Origin of the sequence: Pseudomonas bubulae (genome assembly GCF_900618535.1) — a bacterium.
In the GTDB taxonomy this organism is placed as follows: domain Bacteria; phylum Pseudomonadota; class Gammaproteobacteria; order Pseudomonadales; family Pseudomonadaceae; genus Aquipseudomonas; species Aquipseudomonas bubulae.
Genome location: NZ_UYJA01000005.1, coordinates 513,867 through 538,950 on the forward strand (window position 1 = coordinate 513,867; position 25,084 = coordinate 538,950).

At 58.0% G+C, this 25,084-nt stretch carries 22 protein-coding genes; 11 read left to right on the forward strand and 11 right to left on the reverse strand.

The features are described 5' to 3' along the window. Positions 1–334 precede the first annotated feature (334 nt). On the forward strand, positions 335–1,690 hold the full coding sequence (gene glpT / locus PPTH39_RS19660) for a glycerol-3-phosphate transporter (protein WP_095020106.1): 1,356 nt from the start codon (positions 335–337) through the stop codon (positions 1,688–1,690). Here glpT and PPTH39_RS19665 read toward each other — a convergent pair. Next, positions 1,687–2,334, reverse strand: coding sequence for a gamma-glutamylcyclotransferase (locus PPTH39_RS19665; RefSeq protein WP_095000704.1), 648 nt, complete (start codon positions 2,332–2,334; stop codon positions 1,687–1,689). The two genes, glpT and PPTH39_RS19665, sit on opposite strands and share 4 nt — an antisense overlap. Positions 2,335–2,648: 314 nt before the next feature. Between PPTH39_RS19665 and PPTH39_RS19670 the strand changes: the two genes are divergently transcribed. Then, positions 2,649–3,131, forward strand: coding sequence for a sn-glycerol-3-phosphate transporter (locus tag PPTH39_RS19670; RefSeq protein WP_130872332.1), 483 nt, complete (start codon positions 2,649–2,651; stop codon positions 3,129–3,131). Here the strand turns inward: PPTH39_RS19670 and PPTH39_RS19675 are convergent. The 6 genes from PPTH39_RS19675 to PPTH39_RS19700 all read right to left on the reverse strand — a co-directional run bounded on the left by PPTH39_RS19675 (position 3,128) and on the right by PPTH39_RS19700 (position 10,399). Continuing rightward, a complete protein-coding gene (locus PPTH39_RS19675; protein WP_095000702.1) occupies positions 3,128–4,096 on the reverse strand; it encodes a CDP-6-deoxy-delta-3,4-glucoseen reductase in 969 nt (322 codons plus the stop codon). The two genes, PPTH39_RS19670 and PPTH39_RS19675, sit on opposite strands and share 4 nt — an antisense overlap. Then, positions 4,096–5,562 (reverse strand): 4-hydroxy-3-polyprenylbenzoate decarboxylase, encoded by a 1,467-nt coding sequence (ubiD, locus tag PPTH39_RS19680; RefSeq protein ID WP_095000701.1) that lies wholly within the window; start codon positions 5,560–5,562, stop codon positions 4,096–4,098. Before ubiD ends, PPTH39_RS19675 begins: the two co-directional genes overlap by 1 nt. 69 nt (positions 5,563–5,631) lie before the next feature. Further along, a complete protein-coding gene (locus PPTH39_RS19685; RefSeq protein WP_130872333.1) occupies positions 5,632–7,626 on the reverse strand; it encodes an acyltransferase family protein in 1,995 nt (664 codons plus the stop codon). A 122-nt stretch (positions 7,627–7,748) separates the two neighbouring features. Continuing rightward, the gene (rho, locus tag PPTH39_RS19690; protein ID WP_016783019.1) at positions 7,749–9,008 is read right to left on the reverse strand and encodes a transcription termination factor Rho; all 1,260 of its coding nucleotides are present in this window, start codon (positions 9,006–9,008) and stop codon (positions 7,749–7,751) included. 233 nt (positions 9,009–9,241) lie between these two features. Continuing rightward, a complete protein-coding gene (gene trxA / locus PPTH39_RS19695) occupies positions 9,242–9,571 on the reverse strand; it encodes a thioredoxin TrxA (RefSeq protein WP_016783018.1) in 330 nt (109 codons plus the stop codon). 120 nt (positions 9,572–9,691) lie between these two features. Next, the gene (locus PPTH39_RS19700) at positions 9,692–10,399 is read right to left on the reverse strand and encodes a FadR/GntR family transcriptional regulator (protein WP_095000699.1); all 708 of its coding nucleotides are present in this window, start codon (positions 10,397–10,399) and stop codon (positions 9,692–9,694) included. 257 nt (positions 10,400–10,656) lie between these two features. On the opposite strand from PPTH39_RS19700, the gene PPTH39_RS19705 reads away from it, so the two are divergent. From PPTH39_RS19705 to ppx, 5 genes are all read left to right on the forward strand, one after another. After that, the gene (locus PPTH39_RS19705) at positions 10,657–11,442 is read left to right on the forward strand and encodes a transporter substrate-binding domain-containing protein (RefSeq protein WP_095000698.1); all 786 of its coding nucleotides are present in this window, start codon (positions 10,657–10,659) and stop codon (positions 11,440–11,442) included. A gap of 21 nt (positions 11,443–11,463) precedes the next feature. Then, on the forward strand, positions 11,464–12,129 hold the full coding sequence (locus PPTH39_RS19710) for an amino acid ABC transporter permease (RefSeq protein ID WP_095000697.1): 666 nt from the start codon (positions 11,464–11,466) through the stop codon (positions 12,127–12,129). Continuing rightward, complete coding sequence (locus tag PPTH39_RS19715; RefSeq protein WP_169916205.1) at positions 12,126–12,776, forward strand: amino acid ABC transporter permease; 651 nt, start codon at positions 12,126–12,128, stop codon at positions 12,774–12,776. Before PPTH39_RS19710 ends, PPTH39_RS19715 begins: the two co-directional genes overlap by 4 nt. After that, positions 12,763–13,488, forward strand: coding sequence for an amino acid ABC transporter ATP-binding protein (locus PPTH39_RS19720; protein ID WP_095000695.1), 726 nt, complete (start codon positions 12,763–12,765; stop codon positions 13,486–13,488). The genes PPTH39_RS19715 and PPTH39_RS19720 overlap by 14 nt, the downstream gene beginning before the upstream one ends. Positions 13,489–13,660: 172 nt before the next feature. Beyond that, positions 13,661–15,163 (forward strand): exopolyphosphatase, encoded by a 1,503-nt coding sequence (ppx, locus tag PPTH39_RS19725; protein WP_095000694.1) that lies wholly within the window; start codon positions 13,661–13,663, stop codon positions 15,161–15,163. Positions 15,164–15,224: 61 nt separating this feature from the next. Here the strand turns inward: ppx and ppk1 are convergent, their stop codons facing one another. After that, positions 15,225–17,462 (reverse strand): polyphosphate kinase 1, encoded by a 2,238-nt coding sequence (gene ppk1 / locus PPTH39_RS19730; protein WP_095000693.1) that lies wholly within the window; start codon positions 17,460–17,462, stop codon positions 15,225–15,227. A 454-nt stretch (positions 17,463–17,916) separates the two neighbouring features. Here ppk1 and PPTH39_RS19735 point away from each other — a divergent pair, with 454 nt between their 5' ends. After that, positions 17,917–18,537, forward strand: coding sequence for a DedA family protein (locus PPTH39_RS19735; protein WP_086799407.1), 621 nt, complete (start codon positions 17,917–17,919; stop codon positions 18,535–18,537). On the opposite strand, the gene PPTH39_RS19740 is transcribed toward PPTH39_RS19735, so the two are convergent. Continuing rightward, complete coding sequence (locus PPTH39_RS19740) at positions 18,515–19,753, reverse strand: sterol desaturase family protein (RefSeq protein WP_130872334.1); 1,239 nt, start codon at positions 19,751–19,753, stop codon at positions 18,515–18,517. The genes PPTH39_RS19735 and PPTH39_RS19740 overlap by 23 nt on opposite strands. A gap of 108 nt (positions 19,754–19,861) precedes the next feature. Between PPTH39_RS19740 and elbB the strand changes: the two genes are divergently transcribed. Then, positions 19,862–20,527 (forward strand): isoprenoid biosynthesis glyoxalase ElbB, encoded by a 666-nt coding sequence (gene elbB / locus PPTH39_RS19745; protein ID WP_095000691.1) that lies wholly within the window; start codon positions 19,862–19,864, stop codon positions 20,525–20,527. Here elbB and PPTH39_RS19750 read toward each other — a convergent pair whose 3' ends face one another. Both PPTH39_RS19750 and PPTH39_RS19755 read right to left on the reverse strand, forming a co-directional pair. Continuing rightward, positions 20,528–20,980 carry a YaiI/YqxD family protein gene (locus PPTH39_RS19750; protein WP_016783011.1) on the reverse strand — a complete coding sequence of 151 codons (453 nt, stop codon included), beginning with the start codon at positions 20,978–20,980 and terminating at the stop codon, positions 20,528–20,530. Positions 20,981–21,033: 53 nt separating this feature from the next. Then, the gene (locus PPTH39_RS19755; RefSeq protein ID WP_130872335.1) at positions 21,034–22,932 is read right to left on the reverse strand and encodes a cytochrome c/FTR1 family iron permease; all 1,899 of its coding nucleotides are present in this window, start codon (positions 22,930–22,932) and stop codon (positions 21,034–21,036) included. Positions 22,933–23,304: 372 nt separating this feature from the next. Here PPTH39_RS19755 and PPTH39_RS19760 point away from each other — a divergent pair, with 372 nt between their 5' ends. Both PPTH39_RS19760 and PPTH39_RS19765 read left to right on the forward strand, forming a co-directional pair. Beyond that, complete coding sequence (locus PPTH39_RS19760) at positions 23,305–24,702, forward strand: COG3014 family protein (RefSeq protein WP_232527663.1); 1,398 nt, start codon at positions 23,305–23,307, stop codon at positions 24,700–24,702. Between the two features lie 10 nt (positions 24,703–24,712). After that, entirely contained in the window at positions 24,713–25,084 is a 372-nt protein-coding gene (locus tag PPTH39_RS19765; RefSeq protein WP_095000688.1) for a YcfL family putative periplasmic lipoprotein, read from the forward strand.

Below are 25,084 nucleotides of genomic sequence, written 5' to 3' on the forward strand. Positions count from 1 at the left end.
ATAGGGCTGCAAAGGGGAAATTCTATTGATGTGCAGGCCAATAGCTCAGTCCTGGAGCTCCGATTCCAGCGTGGGATTGCTCCTATTGAACTTGCATTTAAACCCTACGAAAACATTTGTTGCCGCTGTATTCGCCGAGCCTGTGGATAGTTTTCAGATAGACCCGAGCAGCGAAGCCAGCCTGTATGGGGTTTTATACCCAAGCGACATGTTCATAAGCGAAAATCGCATGTGGGATTTTTCCTTCAGCTCTAAAGGGCAAGGCCTGTCATTTTCAGTAACGAAAATGTAACGTTCGGCACCGCCGATATAACAAGAAATTTGGAGCTCTTGAATGTTTGCTTTTTTCCGACCTGCCGTACACCAGGCGCCTCTGCCTGAAGAAAAAATAGACAGCACTTACCGACGACTTCGCTGGCAAATCTTTGCCGGTATCTTTTTTGGCTATGCGGGTTACTACCTGCTGCGCAAAAACTTCTCTCTGGCCATGCCCTACTTGATCGATGAGGGCTACACCCGAGGTCAACTGGGTGTAGCAATGTCAGCGATTGCCATTGCCTACGGCTTATCCAAGTTCCTCATGGGGCTGGTGTCCGACCGCTCTAACCCGCGCTTCTTTTTACCCTTTGGCTTGATGATCTCAGCGGGAGTGATGTTCATTTTCGGTTTCGCACCTTGGGCAACATCCAGCGTGACCATGATGTTCATTTTGCTGTTTATCAACGGCTGGGCGCAGGGCATGGGTTGGCCTCCCAGTGGCCGTACCATGGTGCACTGGTGGTCGCAGAAGGAACGCGGCGGTGTGGTATCGGTGTGGAACGTGGCCCACAACGTGGGCGGTGGTCTGATCGGCCCGCTGTTTTTACTGGGTATGGCCTGGTTCAACGACTGGCACGCGGCCTTCTATGTGCCTGCCACGGTGGCGCTGCTGGTGGCGCTGTTTGCGTTTGTCACCATGCGCGACACCCCACAGTCCGTTGGTTTGCCGCCGATCGAGCAGTACAAGAATGATTACCCGGCGGGTTACGACGCCAGCCATGAAGACGAATTCAGCGCCAAAGAGATCTTCGTCAAATACGTGCTGCGTAACAAAATGCTCTGGTATATCGCCCTGGCCAACGTGTTCGTCTACCTGCTGCGCTACGGCGTGCTGGACTGGGCGCCGACCTATCTGAAGGAAGCCAAGCACTTCACGGTGGACACCACCTCGTGGGCTTACTTCTTCTACGAGTGGGCGGGAATTCCGGGCACGCTGCTGTGCGGCTGGATGTCGGACAAGATTTTCCGCGGCAATCGCGGGCTGACCGGCATTGTCTTTATGTCGCTGGTGACCGTCGCAACCCTGGTTTACTGGCTTAACCCGCCAGGCAACCCGACCGTGGACATGATCGCGCTGTTTTCAATCGGCTTTCTGATTTACGGGCCGGTAATGCTGATCGGTTTGCAGGCACTGGAACTGGCACCGAAGAAAGCCGCAGGTACTGCCGCAGGCTTTACAGGGCTGTTCGGCTACCTGGGTGGCTCGGTGGCGGCCAGTGCGGCCATGGGCTATCTGGTTGACCACTTCGGTTGGGATGGCGGCTTTGTGCTGCTGATCAGCGCGTGCCTGCTGGCCATCGCATTCATGATCCCGACGCTGCGCCACAAGAACCAGGCCAGCGAAGAACGTGCGATAACCGCTCCCGCTTAAGGCGCAATCGGTACGCAGCGCTTGAGCCGCGCCTCCAGGTTTCGATCTGGCATGGCGTGGCTGCGCAGGGCACTTACGGTCTGCTCGACATAATCGCGAGTAGTGCCGTAGCGCCCGCTGGCGTTGGCCAACACCTGGCTCAACACGTCATCCGGCAGGTTGCCCGCATAGCTGGGCAAATGCCGCTCCAGCACAAAGCCCAGGGCCTGCACCTGGCTGCCATCGTCCAGTCTGCACGTCAGCCAGTGCGGGCGATACGAGGGCACCGGCATTTCGCGAAGCCACAAGGCATGCAGTGAGGCGTCCAGGTTTTCTTCTGGCAAGCGATAGGCAAAGCCACTGCACGATCCCCCTCGATCCAGACCAAAAACCAGACCTGGCCACTGCGGTGTGCCGCGATGCTCGTGAGACCACAGATACAGCCCGCGATGGTAGCCATGCACCCGCCCACGCACGCGCTCGACCGCCGTGCACTCAGGGCGCCAGATCAATGAACCATAAGCAAATAACCAGACCGGCCCGCCCTGATGGCGCGCCATGGTGCTGTGCACGGAGTTGAGCAGTTGCTCTGGAGTCAACGGTGCCCCGAGATCAAGCTGCGGGGGGTAGATCGAGTTTAAACCAGCAGATTCAATAACAGTCATAACGGGGAAATGGATCCTGCAAACATGACGTAACAGAAACTAATCCACCAATCTTATATCACTGCACACTCAATGATCTGACCAACCGGACAGGCTGCTGACAGGCGCGAAACAGGATAATCAAGCCAGCGACTCAAACCAGGCGAGAATCGGTTACGCGCCAAATAAGCACAAACACCCAATAAGAAAAAGAAAATTCCTACAAGCATATATGACATTGCTTAGGTACTGCCTACACCAATTAAAACAGGATAGGTACCTCTGGATAGCTGTGCACCCTACGCACACTTCAAATAACCACCAGAAGGTGCAAAATGCGAAAAAAAGTTCTCTGCTACTGTTTACCGATACTTGCATACGCCAGCACAACCCTGGCGCAAGACAATACAACACAGGACGACAAAGGGTTCTGGTATCTGCAAACCAGCGTGTATACCCGGCACTTTTCACCTGACTCCAAGCACAACAACAATCAGGACTTGATTGGCATTGAACGCAATGAAGATTCGGGGCTGGTCTATGGAGTGGCCACCTTTCGCAACTCATTCAGCCAGCGATCGTTTTACACCTACGCGGGCAAACGCTTTGATAGCGACACTTATCCTGTTTACTTGAAGTTGACGGGCGGCCTGCTGCAAGGTTACCGCGGCGAGTACAAGAACAAGATTCCCCTCAATCGCTTCGGCATTGCGCCGGTGATCATTCCCTCAGTCGGCGCCCACTACCGCCCGGTAGCCGCCGAGCTGGTGTTGCTCGGCTTCAATGCCGCCATGATTACCACTGGCGTGCGGTTTTAAGGGCGTGGGCAGTAGGCAAACACGTCGGCACGCATCTGGTGCGCGTCCATGCCGGCAGCTACCAACGCGTCGAGAGTACCGTAGATCATCGCTGGCGAACCGCTGGCATATACATGCACACTGGCCAGATCGCTGATGTCTTCGCACACGGCTTCATGCAGCATGCCGCAGCGCCCTTCCCAACCACACAAATCACTCACTACCTTATGCAGGAACAGGTTGGGGGTTTTCTCCCATTCAGCCCATTCATCCAGGGTGTAGAAGTCTTCCGGGCGACGCACGCCCCAGTACAAATGCACCGGATGCTTGAAACCCTTGGCACGGCAATGTTCGATCAGGCTGTGCATTTGCGCCATGCCGGTGCCCGCCGCGATCAGCACCAACGGCCCGTCCGGCAATTCAGACAAGTGCGTGTCACCAAACGGCAGCTCCAGGCGAACCATCCTGTTGCGCTGCAACTGCTCGATCAGCTTGCGGGCGCTGTCTTCACGCACCAGTACATGCAACTCCAGGTCGCGCCCCGAGTGCGGTGCGCTGGCCAGCGAGAATGCCGACTTGTCACCGTTTTCACGCTCCAGCATCACGTATTGCCCGGCGTGATAACGCGGCGGCTTGCCCGCAGGTGCGCGCAAGCGCACCCGCCACACATCGCCCCCCATATCGACACACTCGGTCAACTGACACGCCAGGCTACGCACCGGTAATTCTCCCAACGCAAGCACGCCATCCCACAACACCACACAGTCTTCAAGCGGGGCCGCCAGGCAGGTATAAAACTCGCCATGATCACGCACGTCTCCCGCCTGCTCGACCTGGCCTTCAACCAGCAAGGCCGCACACACGTGGCAATTACCATTGCGACAGCTCTGCGGGCATTCATAGCCCAGACGCTGCGCCGCATCCAGAATTCGCTCGCCAGGCAAGGTTTCCAGTACCGCACCTGAAGGCTGCAAGGTTACACGCATCAATCTATTCCTAATTGATTCCAGATGTCATCGATCCGGCGAGTGACCGCCTCATCCTTGACGATGACCCGACCCCATTCACGGGTGGTTTCACCCGGCCATTTGTTGGTTGCATCCAGGCCCATCTTCGAACCCAGGCCGGAAACCGGTGAGGCAAAGTCGAGATAGTCGATTGGCGTGTTGTCGATCATTACCGTGTCGCGCTTGGGGTCCATACGCGTGGTAATGGCCCAGATGACGTCGTTCCAGTCGCGGGCATTGATGTCGTCGTCAGTCACGATAACGAATTTGGTGTACATGAACTGGCGCAAAAACGACCACACACCCAGCATTACGCGCTTGGCGTGCCCCGGATACTGCTTTTTCATGGTCACGATGGCCATGCGGTACGAGCAGCCTTCGGGCGGCAAGTAGAAGTCGGTGATTTCAGGGAACTGCTTTTGCAGGATCGGTACAAACACTTCGTTGAGCGCCACGCCCAAAATTGCAGGCTCATCCGGTGGACGGCCGGTGTAGGTGCTGTGATAGATCGGTTTGACCCGATGAGTGATGCGCTCGACAGTAAACACCGGGAAGCTGTCCACTTCGTTGTAGTAACCGGTGTGGTCGCCGTACGGGCCTTCGGGCGCCATCTCGCCAGGGTGGATCACGCCTTCAAGGATGATCTCGGCAGTGGCCGGCACTTGCAGGTCGTTGCCGCGGCACTTCACCAGTTCGGTACGATTGCCCCGCAGCAAGCCGGCAAAAGCGTATTCCGACAGGCTGTCGGGCACCGGGGTCACGGCGCCAAGAATGGTCGCCGGGTCTGCGCCCAGGGCCACGGATACCGGGAATGGCTGGCCGGGGTGTTTTTCGCACCAGTCACGGTAGTCCAGTGCACCGCCTCGGTGGCTCAACCAGCGCATGATGACCTTGTTGCGGCCAATCACCTGCTGACGATAGATACCGAGATTCTGCCGGTCCTTGTTAGGGCCTTTGGTCACGGTCAGGCCCCAGGTAATCAGGGGCGCCACGTCGCCAGGCCAGCAATGCTGCACCGGCAGCATGGCGAGGTCTACGTCATCTCCCTCAATGACCACTTCCTGGCACACCGCGTCCTTGACGACTTTCGGCGCCATGGCAATGATCTTGCGGAAGATCGGCAACTTGGACCACGCATCCTTCAGACCTTTAGGCGGTTCGGGCTCCTTGAGGAACGCCAGCAGCTTGCCGATTTCCCGCAGCTCGCTGACAGACTCGGCGCCCATGCCCATTGCCACGCGCTCTGGCGTGCCGAACAAATTGCCGAGCACCGGAATCGTGTGGCCAGTCGGGTTTTCGAACAGCAAAGCCGGGCCTTTGGCACGCAGCGTGCGGTCGCAGATTTCAGTCATCTCCAGGACTGGAGAAACGGGAATCTGGATGCGTTTCAATTCTCCGCGCTGCTCTAGCTGCTGCACGAAATCCCGAAGATCCTTGAATTTCATTGACGGTGGCACCCCTAAAATAGGCGTACATCCTACCTGCTATGCCGGCCGCTGGCAGCTTATCGCTGCTCAGCGGGCGGTATTGGCCTGCTCCGGGACACGCAACGCCAGATCATCGAACAGCGGGGCCAATGCCGGGAGAACCAGGCGAGCGCCGATTTCGGACAGGTGATTGTCATCGGTATACAACGAATGACCGTCCTGTTCGGCCCGGCACAACCCCGAGGCATCACACAGCTGCGGGGTCGGGTCCAGTACCTGCACATTGGAATCAGCAGCCGCGATATCGGCAAACAGCCGGTTGATAAACGCTTTTTGCCTGAGGTGGTCTTCAACCGGCATGCCGACATCGGCGGTTGGCTGGTGCAGCATCGCCAGGCGGCTCAGGCGGTACGGCGGATTGAACGGTTGCAACGGCGCCTCCTTCATCAGCCATACGCGGTACCCGGCCTTGCGCAATTGCTCGACCTTCGCCCGCAAGCCATCGGCCAACCGTTGTTCGGCGACCGCGCGGTCATAGTGGCCATTGCCATCGCGCAACGCATGGCCGTGATCGCCCTTGGCATCGCCATACAAGTACAGGCTCCAGCGGGCCACCAGCAGGATGTCGCGCACTGGCTCGGTCGCCAGGGTACGCTCGACACGACGGTTGTAATCGGCGCACCGCGTACCGTGCTCCAGCCCCTCAAGCGGCAGGCAACCGGCCGAACTGGCCAGCATCACATTGACGCCATGCTGGCGGGCGCTTTCTTCCAGTGCCGGGATCAGGGCCGTGGCGTGGCTGTCGCCCCACACCAGCAACTGAGCCGGCGCGGTGGGCGATTGTCCGTAACGGCAGAACGGCGTGTCGGCCGGGCTCTTGTCATCAGTGATGCAGGCCATCAGCTCAGGTCGCCATTCGCTGGCCCGCGCATATTGCAACGCCTGCTCGGACAAACGCGACGGCAGGCCATCGGTCCAGCGCAGCGCCTGGCCGGCGATACCCAACACCAGAATGCCCAAGCCCGCCGCGACGAGAATCTGACGACGGCCAGCCAATATTCGACGCTCACGAAACGGCGTTTCGACAAAACGCCAGGACAGATAGCCGAGGATCAACGTCAGCGCAATCAACCCGCCCGTCAGCACGGGACCAAACTCCTCCGCGCCGGCATAACTGCCAAACACGAAAACCGGCCAGTGCCACAAATACCAGGAATAGGAAATCAGCCCGAGCCCGACCATTAGCCGCGTGCTCAACACACGCCCGACCCAGGTGCTCTGATGCTCATTGGCCCAGATCAGGGCCACCACGCCCAGCACGGGCAGCAACGCTGCGGCACCCGGGAACGGTGTGCTGTTGTCATAGCCGAACACAGCAACAAGAATCAGCCCCATGCCCAACAGGCTGATAGCTTGCGCTGCCGCCGGGGTCAGGCGCTTCTGGCTGGCAGGCGCAATCGCCAGCATGGCACCGGCCAGCAGTTCCCATGCCCGCATCGGCAACAGGAAAAACGCTTTCTCGGGATGCTGGGCCACGGCCCAGACGCTGAGCCCGAACGACACCAGCAACAGGCTGAACAAAGCCAGCCGCCAGTGCTTGAATCGGCTGGACAGCAGGGTCAGCAGCAAGGGAAAGACAATATAGAACTGTTCCTCAACCGCCAGCGACCAGGTATGCAGCAGCGGTTTTAGATCGCTGGCCGCATCGAAATAGCCCTCCTGGCGCATAAACAGCAGGTTGGAAACGAACATCATCTGGTAGCGCACCGAACGCCCCAGCTCTTCGTAGTCCTTGGGTGCCATCAGGAACCAGCCCACAGCCAGCACGGCGGCCATCATCACGAACAAGGCCGGCAGGATTCGCCGCGCGCGACGGGCCCAAAACTCGACAAAACTGAAGCGTGCCGCCTCACGCTGGCGCCAGATGATCGAGGTAATCAAATAACCGGAAATGACGAAGAACACATCGACGCCAACGAATCCGCCTGAAAAACCCGGCACACCAAAGTGGAACAGTACTACGGCAATCACGGCAACAGCTCGCAGGCCATCAATGTCCCTGCGATAAACAAGAGAAGTCATATACGCTCAATTTCGCTAATACATTGTTTTTATTGACCGAAGTTAAGCACAAACCTTCCTTTTTTTTTGGCATAAAAAAAGGCGCCCTCGCGGGGCGCCTGATTTTTGTGCGAGAAACCGTGTTACTTGCGTTTCATCGACAAGAAGAACTCATCGTTAGTCTTGGTCTGCTTAAGCTTGTCGACCAGGAACTCGATGGCTGCAACTTCGTCCATCGGGTGCAACAGCTTGCGCAGGATCCACATGCGTTGCAACTCGTCGTCTGCAGTCAGCAACTCTTCACGGCGGGTACCGGAGCGGTTGATGTTGATCGCAGGGAAGACGCGTTTTTCAGCGATCTTGCGGTCCAGAGGCAGTTCCATGTTGCCAGTGCCTTTGAACTCTTCGTAGATCACTTCATCCATCTTCGAGCCGGTTTCAACCAGCGCGGTAGCGATGATGGTCAGCGAGCCGCCTTCTTCGATGTTACGCGCAGCACCGAAGAAACGCTTTGGCTTCTCAAGGGCGTGAGCATCGACACCACCGGTCAGTACCTTGCCGGAGCTCGGGATAACGGTGTTGTAGGCACGGGCCAGACGGGTGATGGAGTCGAGCAGGATCACCACGTCCTTTTTGTGTTCGACCAGGCGCTTGGCCTTCTCGATCACCATTTCGGCAACCTGCACGTGGCGGGTTGGTGGCTCGTCGAAGGTGGAAGCAACCACTTCGCCGCGAACGGTACGCTGCATTTCGGTTACTTCTTCAGGGCGCTCGTCGATCAACAGAACGATCAAGTGCACTTCAGGATTGTTACGCGAAATGTTCGACGCGATGTTCTGCAGCATGATGGTCTTGCCCGCTTTTGGCGGAGCAACGATCAGACCACGCTGACCTTTACCGATCGGAGCACAGAGGTCGATCACGCGACCGGTCAGATCTTCGGTGGAACCGTTACCGATTTCCATCTTCATGCGTACGGTCGGGAACAACGGGGTCAAGTTCTCGAAGAGAATCTTGTTTTTCGCGTTCTCGGGACGATCGTAGTTGATCGTGTCGACTTTCAGCAGTGCGAAGTAACGCTCGCCTTCTTTTGGCGGGCGGATTTTACCGACGATGGTGTCGCCGGTGCGCAAGTTGAAGCGTCGAATCTGGCTAGGCGAGACGTAGATATCGTCAGGGCCTGCCAGGTACGAGGCGTCAGCGGAGCGAAGGAAGCCGAAGCCGTCCTGGAGAATCTCCAGCACGCCATCACCGGAGATTTCCTCGCCGCTTTTCGCGTGCTTTTTGAGCAGGGAGAAAATCACGTCCTGCTTGCGCGAACGGGCCATATTTTCTATGCCCATCTGTTCGGCCAATTCGAGCAGTTCGGTAATCGGCTTTTGCTTGAGTTCAGTCAGGTTCATATAGGAATGACGTAATCATTTATGGGGAGGGAAATTAAGCTTTGGGCTTAATGAGGCCGCGCCGCAGAGAAGGCGACAGGATCGCGTACTAATTCGATAAGGAGTGCGTCGGCGACGGCTTGCAGGGGGCAATGGAGAAACCAGTGCGGGGCCGAATGTACCACTTGAGTTTCATAGCGTCTAGTCCTTGAGCCATGAAAAAGCCCCGCATTTAGCGGGGCTTTTATCGACGCTTAGATATTGGCGTCGAGGAATGCAGCCAACTGCGACTTCGACAGCGCACCGACCTTGGTGGCTTCAACGTTGCCGTTCTTGAACAGCATCAGCGTAGGAATACCGCGTACGCCGTGCTTGGCCGGGGTTTCCTGGTTTTCATCAATGTTCAGCTTGGCAACAGTCAGCTTGCCTTTGTAAGTCTCTGCGATCTCGTCCAGAACCGGCGCGATCATTTTGCAAGGGCCACACCATTCAGCCCAGTAGTCGACCAGTACAGCGCCTTCAGCCTTGAGAACATCGGCCTCAAAGCTAGCGTCGGTGACGTGTTTAATAAGATCGCTGCTCATGGAAGTCTCCGTGGTTGTAAGCAAAAACGTAGCACATCATAGCTGTCATCACCGCGTTCAGGAAGGTGAGGGACGATTGACTCTCACTATAGTGGTGCATGAGTGCAGATATCGCCCGTTTCAGGAGCCGTCGGGGGTGACGAAGGCGATCCCGGTTCGCGAGGCAGCCTGGCGAATGTGCTCGCTCATGGCCTTTTGTGCAGGGCCGCTGGCATGACGGGCCAGGGCCCGGAGGATTTTGCGGTGCTCCTGCCAGGTTTCCATGGCCCGCTCCGGGCGGATAAACGGCAGCTTCTGGCTTTCCAGAAAAATATCGCCACGGGTGATCAGCATAGTGGCCATTGCCTGATTGCCACTGGCACGCAGGATCAGTTGATGGAACTCGAAGTCCAGCTGCGCGGCACGCTCAAAATCCCCGGCGCGTAACTCATGGCGCATTGCCTCGACATTGTCCTGCAACACATCCAGTTCGTCGCGGGTCAAGCGCACCGCCGCCAGCCCCGCAGCAAAACCTTCCAGTGCGTATCGCAGCTGGAAAATATCCTGCGGGCAGGCCTGGGCTGCATAGGGCCAGTCCGTAACCGGAACAACCGGGACATCTGCTTGCGCGGCCTGCACATACACGCCTTTACCCGGCTGCACACTGATCACGCCCAGGGCACTGAGCGAAGATAACGCCTCGCGCAGCGATGCCCGGCTGACCCCCAACTGCACCGCCAGCTCGCGCTGCGACGGCAAGGCATCTCCCGGCGCAAAAGCGTTTTCGGCGATCAATTTACGAATGGCCAGCAATGCCACTTCGGGTACGGCCCGTGCGCTTGAATTCATCACAACTCGGCTTGATCGGCTCAGGAAAGGCGTAGTTGTAAAGCTATTGCCAACGCTCGGCAAGTCACGCCCCAAGCCGGTTCAAGCCCTGTGAGAAACGCCCGATAGAGGTGCAAAAAACGTCATAACTGTTCAGACCAGTCAGACCGCCGGATGCCTTCTGAAATCAGCCCTGGCGGTCATAAAAGCCCTGTTGGCATGGCCTGTGCTCTGGCTCAACGGCGCACACCACCGCGCGCCCTTTCCGGAGAATTGCCATGACCCAGCGTTACAGCGCCTTGATTTGCGCCTTGTTCGCCAGCCTGATGCTGAGCCAGGCCCCGGCCCACGCCAGTGACCTCGATGAGGTGATGGCACGCGGCACCCTCAAGGTCGCAGTCCCCCAGGATTTTCCGCCCTTCGGCTCGGTCGGCCCGGACATGCAGCCTCGCGGGCTGGATATCGACACCGCCAAATTGCTGGCCGATCAGCTCAAGGTCAAACTTGAACTGACGCCCGTAAACAGCACCAACCGTGTGCCCTATCTGACCACCGGCAAAGTCGATGTAGTGATTTCCAGCTTGGGCAAAAACCCGGATCGTGAAAAAGTCATCGATTTTTCCCACGCTTATGCGCCGTTCTACCTTGGCGTATTTGGCCCGCCAGACGCGCAGATCAAGACCCTGGATGACCTCAAGGGTAAAACCATCAGCGTGACCCGTGGCGCCATCGAAGACATCGAACTGACCAACGTGGCGCCAGCCGGCGTGACCATCAAACGCTTCGAAGACAACAACTCGACCATCGCCGCGTATCTGGCAGGCCAGGTGGACCTGATCGCCAGCGGCAACGTGGTGATGGTCGCCATCAGCGAACGCAACCCCAAGCGCATCCCGGCCATGAAACTCAAGCTCAAGGATTCACCGGTCTACGTCGGCGTGAACAAGGGCCAGCCCGAGTTGCTGGACAAGGTGAACCAGATTCTGGCCACGGCCAAGGCTGACGGCAGCCTGGAAAAAAACGCGCTGCAATGGCTTAAAGAGCCGCTGCCAGCTGACCTCTGACACTTTGCGACGGGGTCAATCATGGCTTATCAGTTCGACTTTTTACCGGTGCTGCAAAACAGCGACCTGTTATTACGCGGCGCCCTGTTTACCCTTGAACTGACAGCGATCGGCACAGTATTCGGCGTCAGCCTGGGGATTGTCGGCGCCGTGGTCCGGGCGTGGAATATTCGACCTTTCGCTGCGTTGTTCGGGTTGTATGTCGAGTTGATCCGCAACACGCCGTTTCTGGTGCAGCTATTTTTTATCTTTTTCGGCTTGCCGGGCCTGGGTGTGCATATCAGCGAGTGGCAGGCCGCGGTGCTGGCGATGGTGATCAACCTGGGTGCCTATTCCACGGAAATTATCCGCGCAGGTATTCAGGCGATCCCCAAAGGCCAGCTGGAAGCAGCATCGGCACTGGCCATGAGCCGATTCGAGGCGTTCCGCCATGTGGTCCTGCAACCGGCGCTGGCCAAGGTTTGGCCAGCTCTGAGCAGCCAGATCATCATCGTGATGCTCGGCTCGGCGGTCTGCTCGCAAATTGCCACTGAAGAGCTGAGCTTTTTTGCCAATTTCATTCAGTCACGCAATTTTCGCAGCTTCGAAACCTACGTCCTGACCACCCTGATTTACCTGTGCATGGCCTTGTTGATCCGCCAGTTACTGAACTGGTTCGGCCGCCGCTACCTGAGCAGGAGTCGCTGATGGATTTCACGTTCTGGGACATCGTGCGTAACTTGCTGACGGGTTTGCAGTGGACAGTCGCCCTGTCTCTTGTTGCGTTTATCGGCGGCGGCTTTATCGGCTTGCTGGTGTTGCTGATGCGCATTTCCAAAAGCCGCTTCGCCCGCACTCTGGCGCGCGGTTATATAGAGCTGTTCCAGGGTACGCCCCTGCTGATGCAGCTGTTTTTGATCTTCTTTGGCATTGCCCTGCTGGGCATCGATATTTCGCCGTGGATGGCCGCGGCCCTGGCGCTGACATTGTTCACCAGTGCCTACCTGGCCGAGATCTGGCGCGGCTGCGTCGAGTCGATTGCCCACGGCCAGTGGGAGGCCTCGGCCAGCCTGGCACTCAGCCCGCTGGAGCAATTGCGCTACGTGATCCTGCCGCAAGCCTTGCGGGTCGCCATCGCGCCGACCGTCGGCTTTTCGGTGCAGGTCATCAAAGGCACTGCCGTGACCTCGATTATTGGATTCACCGAATTGACCAAGACCGGCAGCATGCTGGCCAATGCCACCTTCGAGCCTTTCATGGTCTATGGCCTGGTGGCTCTGGGTTACTTCCTCTTGTGCTACCCCCTGTCGCTCAGTGCGCGCTATCTGGAAAGGAGACTGCATGCCTCTGCTTAGAGTTACCGCCCTGCATAAATACTACGGCGACCACCACGTGCTCAAAGGCATCGACCTGACGGTCGAACAGGGCCAGGTGGTCGCTATCATTGGCCGCAGCGGCTCGGGCAAGAGTACCTTGCTCAGAACCCTGAACGGGCTGGAGTCCATTAACGACGGGGTGATTGAGGTCGATGACGAATACCTGGATGCCGCCCGCGCAGACTTGCGAAGCCTGCGCCAGAAGGTCGGCATGGTGTTTCAGCAGTTCAATCTGTTCCCGCACCTGAGCGTGGGCGAAAACGTCATGCTGGCCCCGCAAGTGGTGCAAAAGGTGCCCAAAGCCAAGGCCGCCGAACTGGCGCGCCAGATGCTGGAACGGGTGGGGCTGGGCGACAAGTTCGACGCCTTCCCGGAGCGCCTGTCGGGCGGTCAACAGCAGCGGGTGGCGATTGCCCGGGCTTTGGCCATGTCACCCAAGGTGCTGTTGTGTGATGAGATCACCTCGGCCCTCGACCCGGAGCTGGTCAATGAAGTGCTCAGCGTGGTGCGTCAGCTGGCCCGTGAAGGCATGACGCTGATCATGGTCACCCACGAGATGCGTTTTGCCCGTGAAGTTGGCGACAAACTGGTGTTTATGCACCAGGGCAAGGTGCATGAAGTGGGTGACCCCAAAGTGCTGTTCGCCAACCCGCAAACCCCGGAACTGGCGAATTTCATCGGAACGTTGTAGTCACTGACGAGGTACGAGGCTACGGGAATCGTAGAGCCTGAAAACACGAGGCCTCGGATAACAGCTAACCTCATTGCTTTCGTGCTCCACATCAAGGCAGGTGATATCACGCGTTGGCGCGAGCCTTTGATCGTGGCACGATGGCCGGGTTATCGACCGAGACCCCTCAACCATGCCCCAATCCCAAGCAAGGAATCCGTCCCTGATCGCCGCCATTGATCTGGGTTCTAACAGCTTTCACATGGTGGTGGCCAAGGCCCAGAACGGCGAAATCCGCATACTTGAGCGTCTTGGTGACAAGGTGCAGTTAGCTGCCGGCATCGACGAAGAACGCAAGCTCAGCGAAGAATCCATGCAGCGCGGGCTCGATTGCCTCAAGCGTTTCGCCCAACTGATCAACGGTATGCCGTTGGGTGCCGTGCGTATTGTGGGAACCAACGCATTGCGCGAGGCGCGCAACCGCAACGAGTTTATCGTGCGTGCCGAAGAGATCCTGGGTCACACCGTTGAAGTGATTTCCGGTCGTGAAGAAGCGCGCCTGATCTACCTGGGTGTGTCCCACACCCTCGCCGACACGCCGGGCAAACGCCTGGTGGCCGACATCGGCGGCGGCAGTACCGAGTTCATCATTGGCCAGCGTTTTGAGCCCCTGCTACGCGAAAGCCTGCAAATGGGCTGCGTCAGCTTTACCCAGCGCTATTTCCGCGACGGCAAGATCACCCCGGCACGCTACGCCCAGGCCTACACGGCTGCGCGCCTGGAAATCATGAGCATCGAGCACGCCCTGCACCGCCTGACCTGGGATGAGGCCATCGGCTCTTCGGGTACCATTCGGGCCATTGGCCTGGCGCTCAAGGCGGGCGGTCATGGTAACGGCGAAGTAAACGCCGAAGGCCTGTCCTGGCTCAAGCGCAAGCTGTTCAAGCTGGGCGACGCGGACAAGATCGACTTCGAAGGCATCAAGCCCGACCGTCGCGCCATCTTCCCGGCCGGGCTGGCGATTCTTGAAGCAATCTTCGACGCCCTTGAACTGCAACGTATGGATCACTGTGACGGCGCCCTGCGCGAAGGCGTGCTGTACGACCTTCTGGGCCGCCATCACCACGAAGACGTGCGTGAGCGCACCCTCAGCTCGCTGATGGACCGTTACCATGTCGATCGCGAGCAAGCGGCACGGGTTGAACGCAAGGCGCTGCGCGCCTTCGATCAAGTGGCCAAGTCGTGGGGCCTCAAGGACGGTGTATGGCGTGAACTGCTGAGCTGGGCGGCCAAGGTGCATGAAGTCGGGCTGGACATTGCCCACTATCATTACCACAAGCACGGCGCCTACTTGATAGAGCACTCCGACCTGGCTGGTTTCTCACGCGAAGACCAGCAAATGCTCGCGCTGCTGGTGCGCGGCCATCGTCGCAACATTCCTAAAGACAAGTTCGCCGAATTTGGCGAAGACGGCATCAAGCTGATTCGCCTGTGCGTGCTGTTGCGCTTTGCGATCCTGTTCTACCACATCCGTGGCAACCAGGAAGCCTCGCAGGTGAAGCTGCGCGCCGAGGGCGATCACCTGGACGTCATCTTCCCCGACGGCTGGCTGGAACAGAACCCGCTGACCCAGGCTGACTTCGAACAAGAAGCGCAATGGCTGACCCGGGTCGGAATTGTGCTGACGGTTTCCTGACCGGGCACAACTCAAACCAACTGTGGGAGCGAGCAGGCTCGCTCCCACAGTCGTTACAGCGTTATACCGATGGCCCGGTACTCACGGCCAGTACCGGCAGGCTCAGACGCTCAAGCAGCGTGGCTTGCGCACTGCGCGGGTTCTGGTTGCCCGTTGGCGTATTGCGGATATACCGCCCGTCCGACTGAAGGCTCCAGCTGTGGGTGTTGTCCGTCAGATAGCACTCAAGCTCCTTCTTGACCCGCAGAATCAGCTTTTTACCCTCGACCGGGAAGCACGTCTCAACACGCTTATCGAGATTGCGCTCCATCCAATCGGCACTCGACAGGAACATCTGCTCCTCGCCGCCATTGAGGAAGTAGAACACCCGTGTGTGCTCCAGGAAGCGACCGATGATCGAACGCACATGAATATTGTGCGAAACGCCGGCAATCCCGGGACGCAGGCAGCACATCCCGCGTACCACCAGATCAATACGCACGCCGGACTGACTGGCCTTGTACAGCGCACGGATGATTTTCGGATCGGTCAGCGAGTTGAACTTGGCGATGATATGCGCCGGTTTGCCTTCAACAGCGAACTGGGTCTCGCGGGCAATCATGTCCAGCATGCCCTTTTTCAAAGTGAAAGGCGCATGCAGCAGTTTTTTCATGCGCAGCGTCTTGCCCATACCGATCAACTGGCTGAACAACTTGCCGACGTCTTCACACAGCGCGTCGTCGGAGGTCAGCAAGCTGTAGTCGGTGTAAAGCTTGGCGTTGCCGGCGTGGTAGTTGCCGGTACCCAGATGCGCGTAACGCACGATCTCCCCCGCCTCACGGCGCAGAATCAGCATCATCTTGGCGTGGGTCTTGAAACCGACTACGCCATAGATCACCACCGCACCGGCAGCTTGCAGGCGACTGGCCAGTTGCAGGTTGGACTCTTCGTCAAAGCGCGCACGCAACTCGATCACCGCGGTCACTTCTTTACCGTTACGCGCCGCATCAACCAGCGCATCAACGATTTCCGAGTTGGCGCCGCTGCGGTACAGGGTCTGGCGTACGGCCAGCACATGCGGATCCTTGGCAGCCTGGCGAAGCAAGTCGACGACCGGAGTAAACGACTCAAACGGGTGCAGCAGCAAGATGTCCTGTTTGCTGACCACGCTAAAAATGTTCTCGCTGTTCTGCAACAGCTTGGGAATCGCCGGGGTAAACGGCGTGTATTGCAGCTCAGGGTGGCTGTCGAGGCTGGTGATGCTGAAAAGGCGTGTCAGGTTGACCGGACCATTGACCTGATACAACTCGGTCTCATGCAGGCTGAACTGCTTGAGCAGGTAGTCGGACAGATGCTTGGGGCATGTGTCGGCCACTTCCAGGCGTACGGCATCGCCGTATCGACGCGAGAACAACTCGCCACGCAGCGCACGGGCCAGGTCTTCAACATCTTCGGTATCAACCGCCAGATCGGCGTTACGGGTCAGGCGGAACTGGTAGCAGCCTTTCACCTTCATGCCTTGAAACAGGTCATCGGCGTGGGCGTGAATCATCGACGACAGGAACACATAGTTGTCGCCTGCCCCACCCACGTCTTCAGGCAATTTGATCACGCGTGGCAACAGACGCGGTGCCGGGATGATCGCCAGGCCTGAATCACGACCAAAGGCATCGATGCCTTCCAGCTCGACGATAAAGTTCAGGCTCTTGTTCACCAGCAACGGGAACGGGTGCGTCGGGTCCAGGCCAATCGGTGTGATGATCGGCGCGATTTCGTCGCGGAAGAACTTGCGTACCCACGCCTTGATCTTGGTGTTCCAGTGCCGGCGACGGATAAAGCGCACCTGATGCTTTTCAAGCTCGGGCAACAGAATGTCGTTGAGGATCGCGTACTGGCGATCCACATGGCCGTGGACCAGTTCGCTGATGCGGGCCAGCGCCTGATGCGGCTGCAAGCCATCGGCACCGGCCTGCTCACGGGCGAAGGTGATTTGTTTTTTCAGGCCTGCGACACGAATTTCGAAAAACTCATCCAGGTTGCTGGAGAAAATCAGCAGAAACTTCAAGCGTTCAAGCAGCGGATAGGACTCATCCAGCGCTTGTTCCAATACGCGAATGTTGAACTGTAATTGCGACAACTCACGATGGATGTACAGGCTGCTGTCATCAAGGCCAGGAACGGCAATCGCCGGATGCACCGCCGCGTGCGACTCGGCCGCAGCAGGCGCATGGGCTTGCTGTTCAGGCGGGGTTTCAGGGACTGGCTCAACAATCGGCTGAGCTTCAGTGGCAACGATTTCAGCAAGTCCTTCGGTATTCATTGAATGTTCCTGTAAGAGCGGGTTTGACTCTCGTAACAGTTAAGCGACACCAGCAGTCAAGTTGTCAGAATGCCATCAACGCCTGTGGGTTTAAACCGCTCCCGGGCGCTTTATGCGGGCCAGAGACTGGTTAGAGGCCGATTTGTCGAAATTGTTTCCTGGGCAACCGACGCAGACACTGCGGGAGCGGGTTTGCTCGCGATTCAAACACCGCAGAGTTTCAGATTGACTGAGTCAACCCCATCGCAGTCATGCCAGCTCCCACAGGTTCGAAGCAATAATCACCTGCGCGCATGGTTATAACGCTTCGCCATGAACACTAGATGACAACGCTAATGATGTAGGTCAAATACACATGATTTGTAGGACTTGTTAACGCAAAGTCACATTTCGATACTTTCCCGAACGTCCCTTAAGGCGTAGGCTGCGCGTTCATTTCGCCAGCATCCAGACAATGCTCCAACAATTTCTTCAAGAATTCGGCTACTTCGCCCTGTTTCTAGGGACGTTCTTTGAAGGTGAGACCATTCTGGTTCTCGCAGGCTTCTTGGCGTTCCGCGGATACATGGACCTCAAACTGGTCATGATCGTGGCATTCCTCGGCAGTTATGCCGGAGATCAGCTGTGGTACTTCCTGGGGCGCAAGCACGGCCGCAAACTGTTGGCGCGCAAACCGCGCTGGCAACTTATGGGCGACAAGGCGCTGGAGCACATTCGCAGGCACCCGGATATCTGGGTCCTGAGTTTCCGCTTCGTCTACGGCCTGCGTACCGTCATGCCCGTGGCAATCGGCCTGTCAGGCTACCCTCCGGGCCGCTATTTGCTGCTCAACGGTATTGGTGCGGCTATCTGGGCCATTGCCCTGGCTACCGCCGCCTATCACTTTGGCGCCGTGCTCGAAGGCTTGCTGGGCAACGTCAAGAAATATGAGCTGTGGGTGCTCGGTGCCTTGCTCCTGATCGGCCTGTGCCTGTGGGCCCGCCGCCGCTTCAAGAATGCACGCCTGGCCAGACAGACCGCTCTTGAAGAGAAAAACAAGAGCAACGCCGAAGTCAGCAACCCGCCAGCCGAGTGATACGGTTTCTGCACACGTAGAGCCCCATCACGCTCAACAGGGTGTAACTGGACAGGCCGACCCAGCCCAATGCGCTGGCCGGCCACAGACCGGCCACAGGGGCCAGCCAGACCAGTGGCAGGTTGAGCGCCAGGCGCAGCCACTCAAGTTTCAGCGCCCAGGGCCGGTTCTCCAGACCTGCCCCCAGCACAAACAGCCCCAACGCCATATACCCCCAGCCCAGCATCAGCGCCTGGGGCGACAACGTCTCGCCCAGATTCAGCAAATAACTGCCCAGCGCCAGATAAACTGCAAATTGCGCCGCGATATACACCTGTTGGCGCCGTGCCAGTGGCACCTCGAATTTTACAAACCGGCTCAGGTCCGGCTTGTTTATCGGGTACTTCGCCGCTACATCCGCCGGACGCCAGCCCGTGGGCATAAACCATATCCGCAGCTTGTCCCGCCAGCGCTCGGTGCGCTGCGCATCAGCCAGCAACTGGCCATAGAACTGCCAGTTGGCCCACAGCGGATTCCAGCTTTGCAGCGGCGTGGTCACGCCGAAAATCACCGGTTCGGCGTCGTCTTCTTCCTGAAAAGTGCCGAACAAACGGTCCCAGACAATGAACACTCCACCGTAATTGCGATCCATATACAGAGCATTCTGCGCATGGTGAGCCCGATGATTGGAAGGTGTCACAAACAACCACTCGAACCAGCCCAGCTTGGGCACATGGCGGGTATGGACCCAGAACTGATAGAGCAGGTTGACGGTGGCCACGGTGACAAATACCGGCAGCGGCACACCCAGCACCGCCATTGGCAGGTAAAAGACCCAACCAAGCACAAACCCGGTGCTGGTTTGGCGCAGGGCGGTGGACAGGTTGTAGTCTTCGCTCTGATGATGCACCGAATGCGCGGCCCAGAGCACGTTGCGCTCATGTCCCAAGCGGTGGTGCCAGTAGTAGCAAAAATCGTAGAAGACAAACGCAAACAGCCACACCCACAGGCTGTCTTCGGGCAATTGCAGCAGCGCCAGATATTTCAGTGCCAGCCCGTAGGTGATCAGCCCCACGCCTTTGGTCAGCAAACCGGTGGTGGTCGACAGCACACCGGCGCTCAGGCTGCTGATAGTGTCAGCCAGGCGATAGGTGTGCATTGCGCGCCAGCGGTCGGCCAGCAGCTCGACAGCAATCAGCACAAAGAAAAACGGTACGGCATACAGAATCAGCTTCATGGCACACCCCGAGCGGTATTCCATCAAGCGTAGGCGCACTTGCTGCGAAACCCTATGGCATCAAGCGCCAAATCAGGCGACATTAATGCCATGAACAAGGAGATCGACATGACCACTAAAAAAGTTGCCGTGATTCTTTCCGGCTGCGGCGTCTATGACGGCGCCGAGATCCACGAAAGCGTGATCACCCTGCTACGCCTGGACCAGCGCGGCGCCAAAGTACAGTGCTTTGCCCCCGACATTGCACAACTGCATGTCATCAACCACCTGACCGGCGAGCCAATGCCCGAGTCACGCAACGTACTGGTGGAGTCAGCGCGGATTGCCCGGGGCGAGATCAAGGATATTCGTGAGGCCAAGGTCGAGGATTTTGACGCCCTGATCATACCGGGCGGGTTTGGTGCCGCCAAAAACCTCTCCAGCTTTGCCACCGATGGTGCTGCGTGCTCGGTTCAGGCTGATGTGCTGAGCCTGGCCGAAGCCTTTGCCGAAGCTGGCAAACCGATTGGCCTGATGTGCATCTCACCTGCCATTGCCGCCAAGATTTATGGCCCAGGCGTGATCTGCACCATCGGCACCGACGCAGACACCGCTGCGGCCGTCACCAAAATGGGCGGCACCCACCAAGAGTGTGAAGTGTCGGAAATTGTCGAGGACAAGGCCCGCAAGCTGGTCAGCACCCCGGCCTATATGCTCGCCAAATCCATCAGCGAAGCAGCGTCAGGGATCAACAAGATGGTTGACCGCGTGCTTGAGCTGACGCAAAAAAACTGATCAACCCCGTGCCAGCCGGGTCAGGATACGGTCCAGGGCATTGGCGAACGCCTGCTTGTCGCGTTCGCCATAGGCACCCTGCCCGCCGCTGACCTGGCCTTGCTCGCGCAGATCGGTAAACAGATTACGCACCGCCAGGCGCTCGCCCATGTTTTGCGGGTCAAACTCCTTGCCGCGCGGGTCCAGCGCGGCAACGCCCTTTTTGACCAGCCGGTCGGCCAACGGCACATCGCTGCAAATCACCAGTTCGCCGGGCACGGCGTGCTCCACCAGATAATCATCCGCCGCATCCGGGCCGCTGGGCACCACAATCAGTTTGACCAGGGCGTAGGTCGGTTTGATCTGGCTCTGCCCTGCCACCAGCACCACCTCAAACTGACGCTTGAGAGCGAACTTGATGACCTGATCCTTTGCCGCCTTGGGGCAGGCGTCTGCGTCGATCCAGACACGCATAGAGAATTACTCCTGAGTGTTGCCGCTCCCACTGAGGGGAGGTGTATAAGGATTTAAGAAGCCTGCACCCGACGCTTTTCCGCCAGTTTGCTTCGGCCGTACAACACGATAATTGCCAAAATGGCTACGGCCTGCGCACTCAGCGAGTACGCATCTGCATGAATACCCAGCCAGTCGAAGTCGAAGAACGCGACAGGCCGCGTGCCAAAGATGCCCGCCTCTTGCAGCGCTTTCACGCCATGCCCGGCGAATACCACCGACAGGGCGCAGAGCAAAGCCGCGTTGATGCTGAAAAACAGCGCCAATGGCAATTTGGCCGAGCCACGCAGGATGATCCACGCCAGGCCCATCAGCAAGACCAGTGCCGTGGCGCCGCCCGCCAGTACCGCGTTGTGGCCCGCCGGGCCGGCTTGCAGCCACAGGGTTTCGTAGAACAGGATCACTTCGAACAGTTCGCGGTACACCGAAAAGAACGCCAGTATCGCGAAGCCAAAACGACCGCCACCGCTGACCAGGCTGCTTTTGATGTAATCCTGCCACGCGGCGGCGTGACGACGGTCGTGCATCCATACCCCCAGCCACAGCACCATGACGCTGGCGAACAGCGCAGTACAACCTTCCAGCAGTTCACGCTGGGCACCGCTGACGTCAATCACATAGGCCGCCAGCGCCCAGGTCGCCAGCCCGGCCACCAGGGCCAGACCCCAGCCGACGTTGACACTGCGCACCGCCGATTGCTGGCCGGTATTGCGCAGGAAAGCCAGAATCGCGGCCAGCACCAGAATTGCTTCCAGGCCTTCACGCAGCAAAATCAGCAGGCCGGAGATATAGCTCAAAGTCCAGCTCAGGCCATCGCTGCCCAACAGCCCGGCAGATTCCTTGAGCAAGACTTTGGCAGCCTCCAGTCGCTGCTCGACCTGCTCGATCGGCAAGCCGTCCTGCAGCGATTGCCGATAGGCCATCAGGGCTTTTTCAGTGTTTTTGCGCACATTGGCGTCAACGTTATCCAGCGAGCTTTCAACGAGTTCAAAACCTTCCAGATAAGCCGCCACCGACAGGTCGTAGGCTTGCTCACGGTCACCGGTGCGGTAAGCCGCAAGGCTTTTATCCAGGGTGGCGCTGGTGTAGTCGAGCAGCTGCGCCGGGCCGCGTTTGACTTGCGGCGGCTGCGCCCGCTGGGCACGGAACGTTGCGGTCGCCTCGGGGCCTTCAGCCGCCAGCACTTCATTCGGGGTTTGACGGGCAAGGTCCGCCAGGTTGTAGGTTTTGTCTGCCTTGCTGGCACTCGGGTCGGCACTCAGCCCGGCGATGTAGGTGGCCAGGTCCCAGCGCTGACGCTCGTCCAGCTGATCAGAAAACGAAGGCATATCGGTGCCTTCAACCCCCAGGCCAAGGGTGTTATAGATCGCGTAGAGGCTCAGCCGGTCCAGGCGCTGCGCGTCACGCAGGTTCGCAGGCGGCGGCGTCATACCGACACTGGCAGGGCCGTCACCGGCGCCGGTTTCACCGTGGCACACCGAGCAATGCTGGGCATACAAGGGTGCGCCACGGGTAGGGTCAGGGGTAATGGCGGGGGCCTGGCTGACCTCGTAGGCCACCGCCAGTTTGGCACCCAACTGACGTGCTTCATGCGCAACGGCGGTGCCGTCTACACGCTGTTCGATGGCGCTTTGAAGGGCGCTCACGCCTTGCAGCAGCTCCTCACGCTCAGGGCGTTGCGGCAAGTCCGCGAGCAGGCCTTTGAGCACGGCCAGAAACTCGAGTTGCTCGCGGTATTCGGTCTCATCAATAACCTTGCCGTTTTCAACTGTGGGCGGATAGTCAGCACCAATGTAGTCAATCAGGTGCAGCGCTTGTGAGGCGCCTTCCGGGGTGTTGGCAGAGGCAACAAGGCTGCACAACGCGAGCACGGGCAACAATAGCCATGCCAAAAAACGCGAGCGGGAGGTCATCGATCAATCCGGATGGAAATGAGAAGTAACATATTGTTTACCGTTACTGGCCGCCGACTCAAGGCCCTCGTATGCGATCGCGCCGTAAATCAGCGAATTGCAATTCTGCGATTGAACTGGCTAAACATAGCGAGCCTTGGAGATTGATCGCCCCTTTATTGCAAGTGCTTGTGGGTTAACTATCGCCACAAATGTAGGCAATTTCCCAAAGTGATTAAACACAGCCATCACGCCCTGATTAAGGCTATTTCCCCTCCGCCGACGCTGCTAAAAATACCGATCCTTCACCACAACTGATCACCCGTACTCGGGCCCGGTCTCTGCGGTATCGACAAGTATTTATGGTTTATACGCCCGGGGACACTCATACCCATGACCGCTCGCGCCCTTAACGCTCTCATTTTGAGCGTGCTCACCTTACTGACTGGATGCTCGGTATTTCGTAGTTATGACAGCGAACTGCAAGCCACCAACCAGCAGTTGTCGGCTGGCAATGTCGATGGCGCACTGGTCCTGCTCGAACAAAACAACAGCAGCCAGAACAAAGACCTTCTCTACTACCTGGAAAAAGGCGAGTTATTGCGCGCAAAGGGCGACCTTGCTGCAAGCCAGAAGGCATGGCGCAACGCTGACAAATTGATATATGCCTGGGAGGAGTCGGTCAGGCTCGATACCGCCAGGTACCTCGCACAGTTCTCCAGTTTTCTGGTCAACGACAAAGTCCGCCGCTATGAAGGCCATGACTACGAGAAAGTCTGGTTGAGTACGCAAATGGCTCTGAATCTGTTGAACCTTAACGATTTCGAAGGTGCCCGCACGGAAATCAAAAAAACCCATGAACGCGAAGCCCTGATCACTGAACTTCGGGACAAGGAATACTTGAAACGTGAGCAGGAAGCAGAACGCAGGGGAGTACGGGCCCGGCTCAAGGATCTGCGTGGCTACCCGCTGGAAAGTCTTGATGCACCCGACGTACTGGAGCTGAAAAATAGTTATCAGAGCGCCTTTAGTCATTATTTGGCGGGCTTTGTTTATGAGGCTTTGGGAGAACGAAGCCTTGCCGCACCAGGCTATCGAAAGGCCGCAGAACTGCGCCCCAACACACCTCTGATCGAGCAAAACCTGCTGAACCTGGACAAACCGGAGGTCCGCAGCGATGAAAGCGAAGTTCTGATAGTGCTGCAAAATGGCTTTGCACCGGCGCGCGACTCAATACGTCTCCCACTGCCATTAACCATCAGCAACAACCTCGTCATTACGCCGCTGTCATTTCCGGTGATCAGGCCTTACACCCCCAATAGGCCCCTCACCCATGTCGTCGTCAACGGCCAGCTTCATCCCCTCACCTTGCTTAACACCACCACGACCATGTCGCGTCGCGCCCTGCGCGATGAACTGCCGTGGATCCTCCTGCGTAGCAGCGCGCGGGCTGTCACTCGAGGCGTCGCACAAAAACAACTCAATGACGATAACCCGCTGGCCGGCCTGCTTCTGGGAGTTGCTTCGACTGTTCTGGAAGACGCGGATACGCGCACCTGGCGCACCCTGGCAGACAACACATATGTGGTGCGTTTACGCCTCAACCGTGGTGAGCATCAAATTAGTCTGCCCGACATCCCGGGCAGTACGCCGATACGCTTAAGGGCCGAACGCGGCTATCAGGTCATCACAATACGCACGATCGGTAATCGCGTTTTCCACCATGCCGCCGCTGGCAGTACTACACCCGTCACCCCCCCGCTGGCTTTCATAAGCCGACAAAAACCCTGAGGAACCCACGATGCGATATTTGCTCTCGGGCGCTCTGGCGCTGTTTTTACTGATCGGCTGCGCCACACCGTCACCTCCACAACCCAACAGTGCAGCAAGCAAGATTACGGTCATGGGCAAGTTCAAACATATCTCTGCCGGAGCGATCCGCGTAGCGCGTGTAAATGGCTTCATGACCGTAAACGCCCAGATGACCAACACCAGCCGCCACAACCGAATGGTTTATTACCGATTTACCTGGCTGGGCAAGGACGGTTTTCCCGTTGCCAATGAAGAAGGCTGGAAAACCATCACCCTGTACGCCAAACAAAACACTTTTATTCCTGCTATTGCACCAGTGCCTCAAGCCAGGGATTTCCGCCTGGAAGTGAAAACCCCCTGA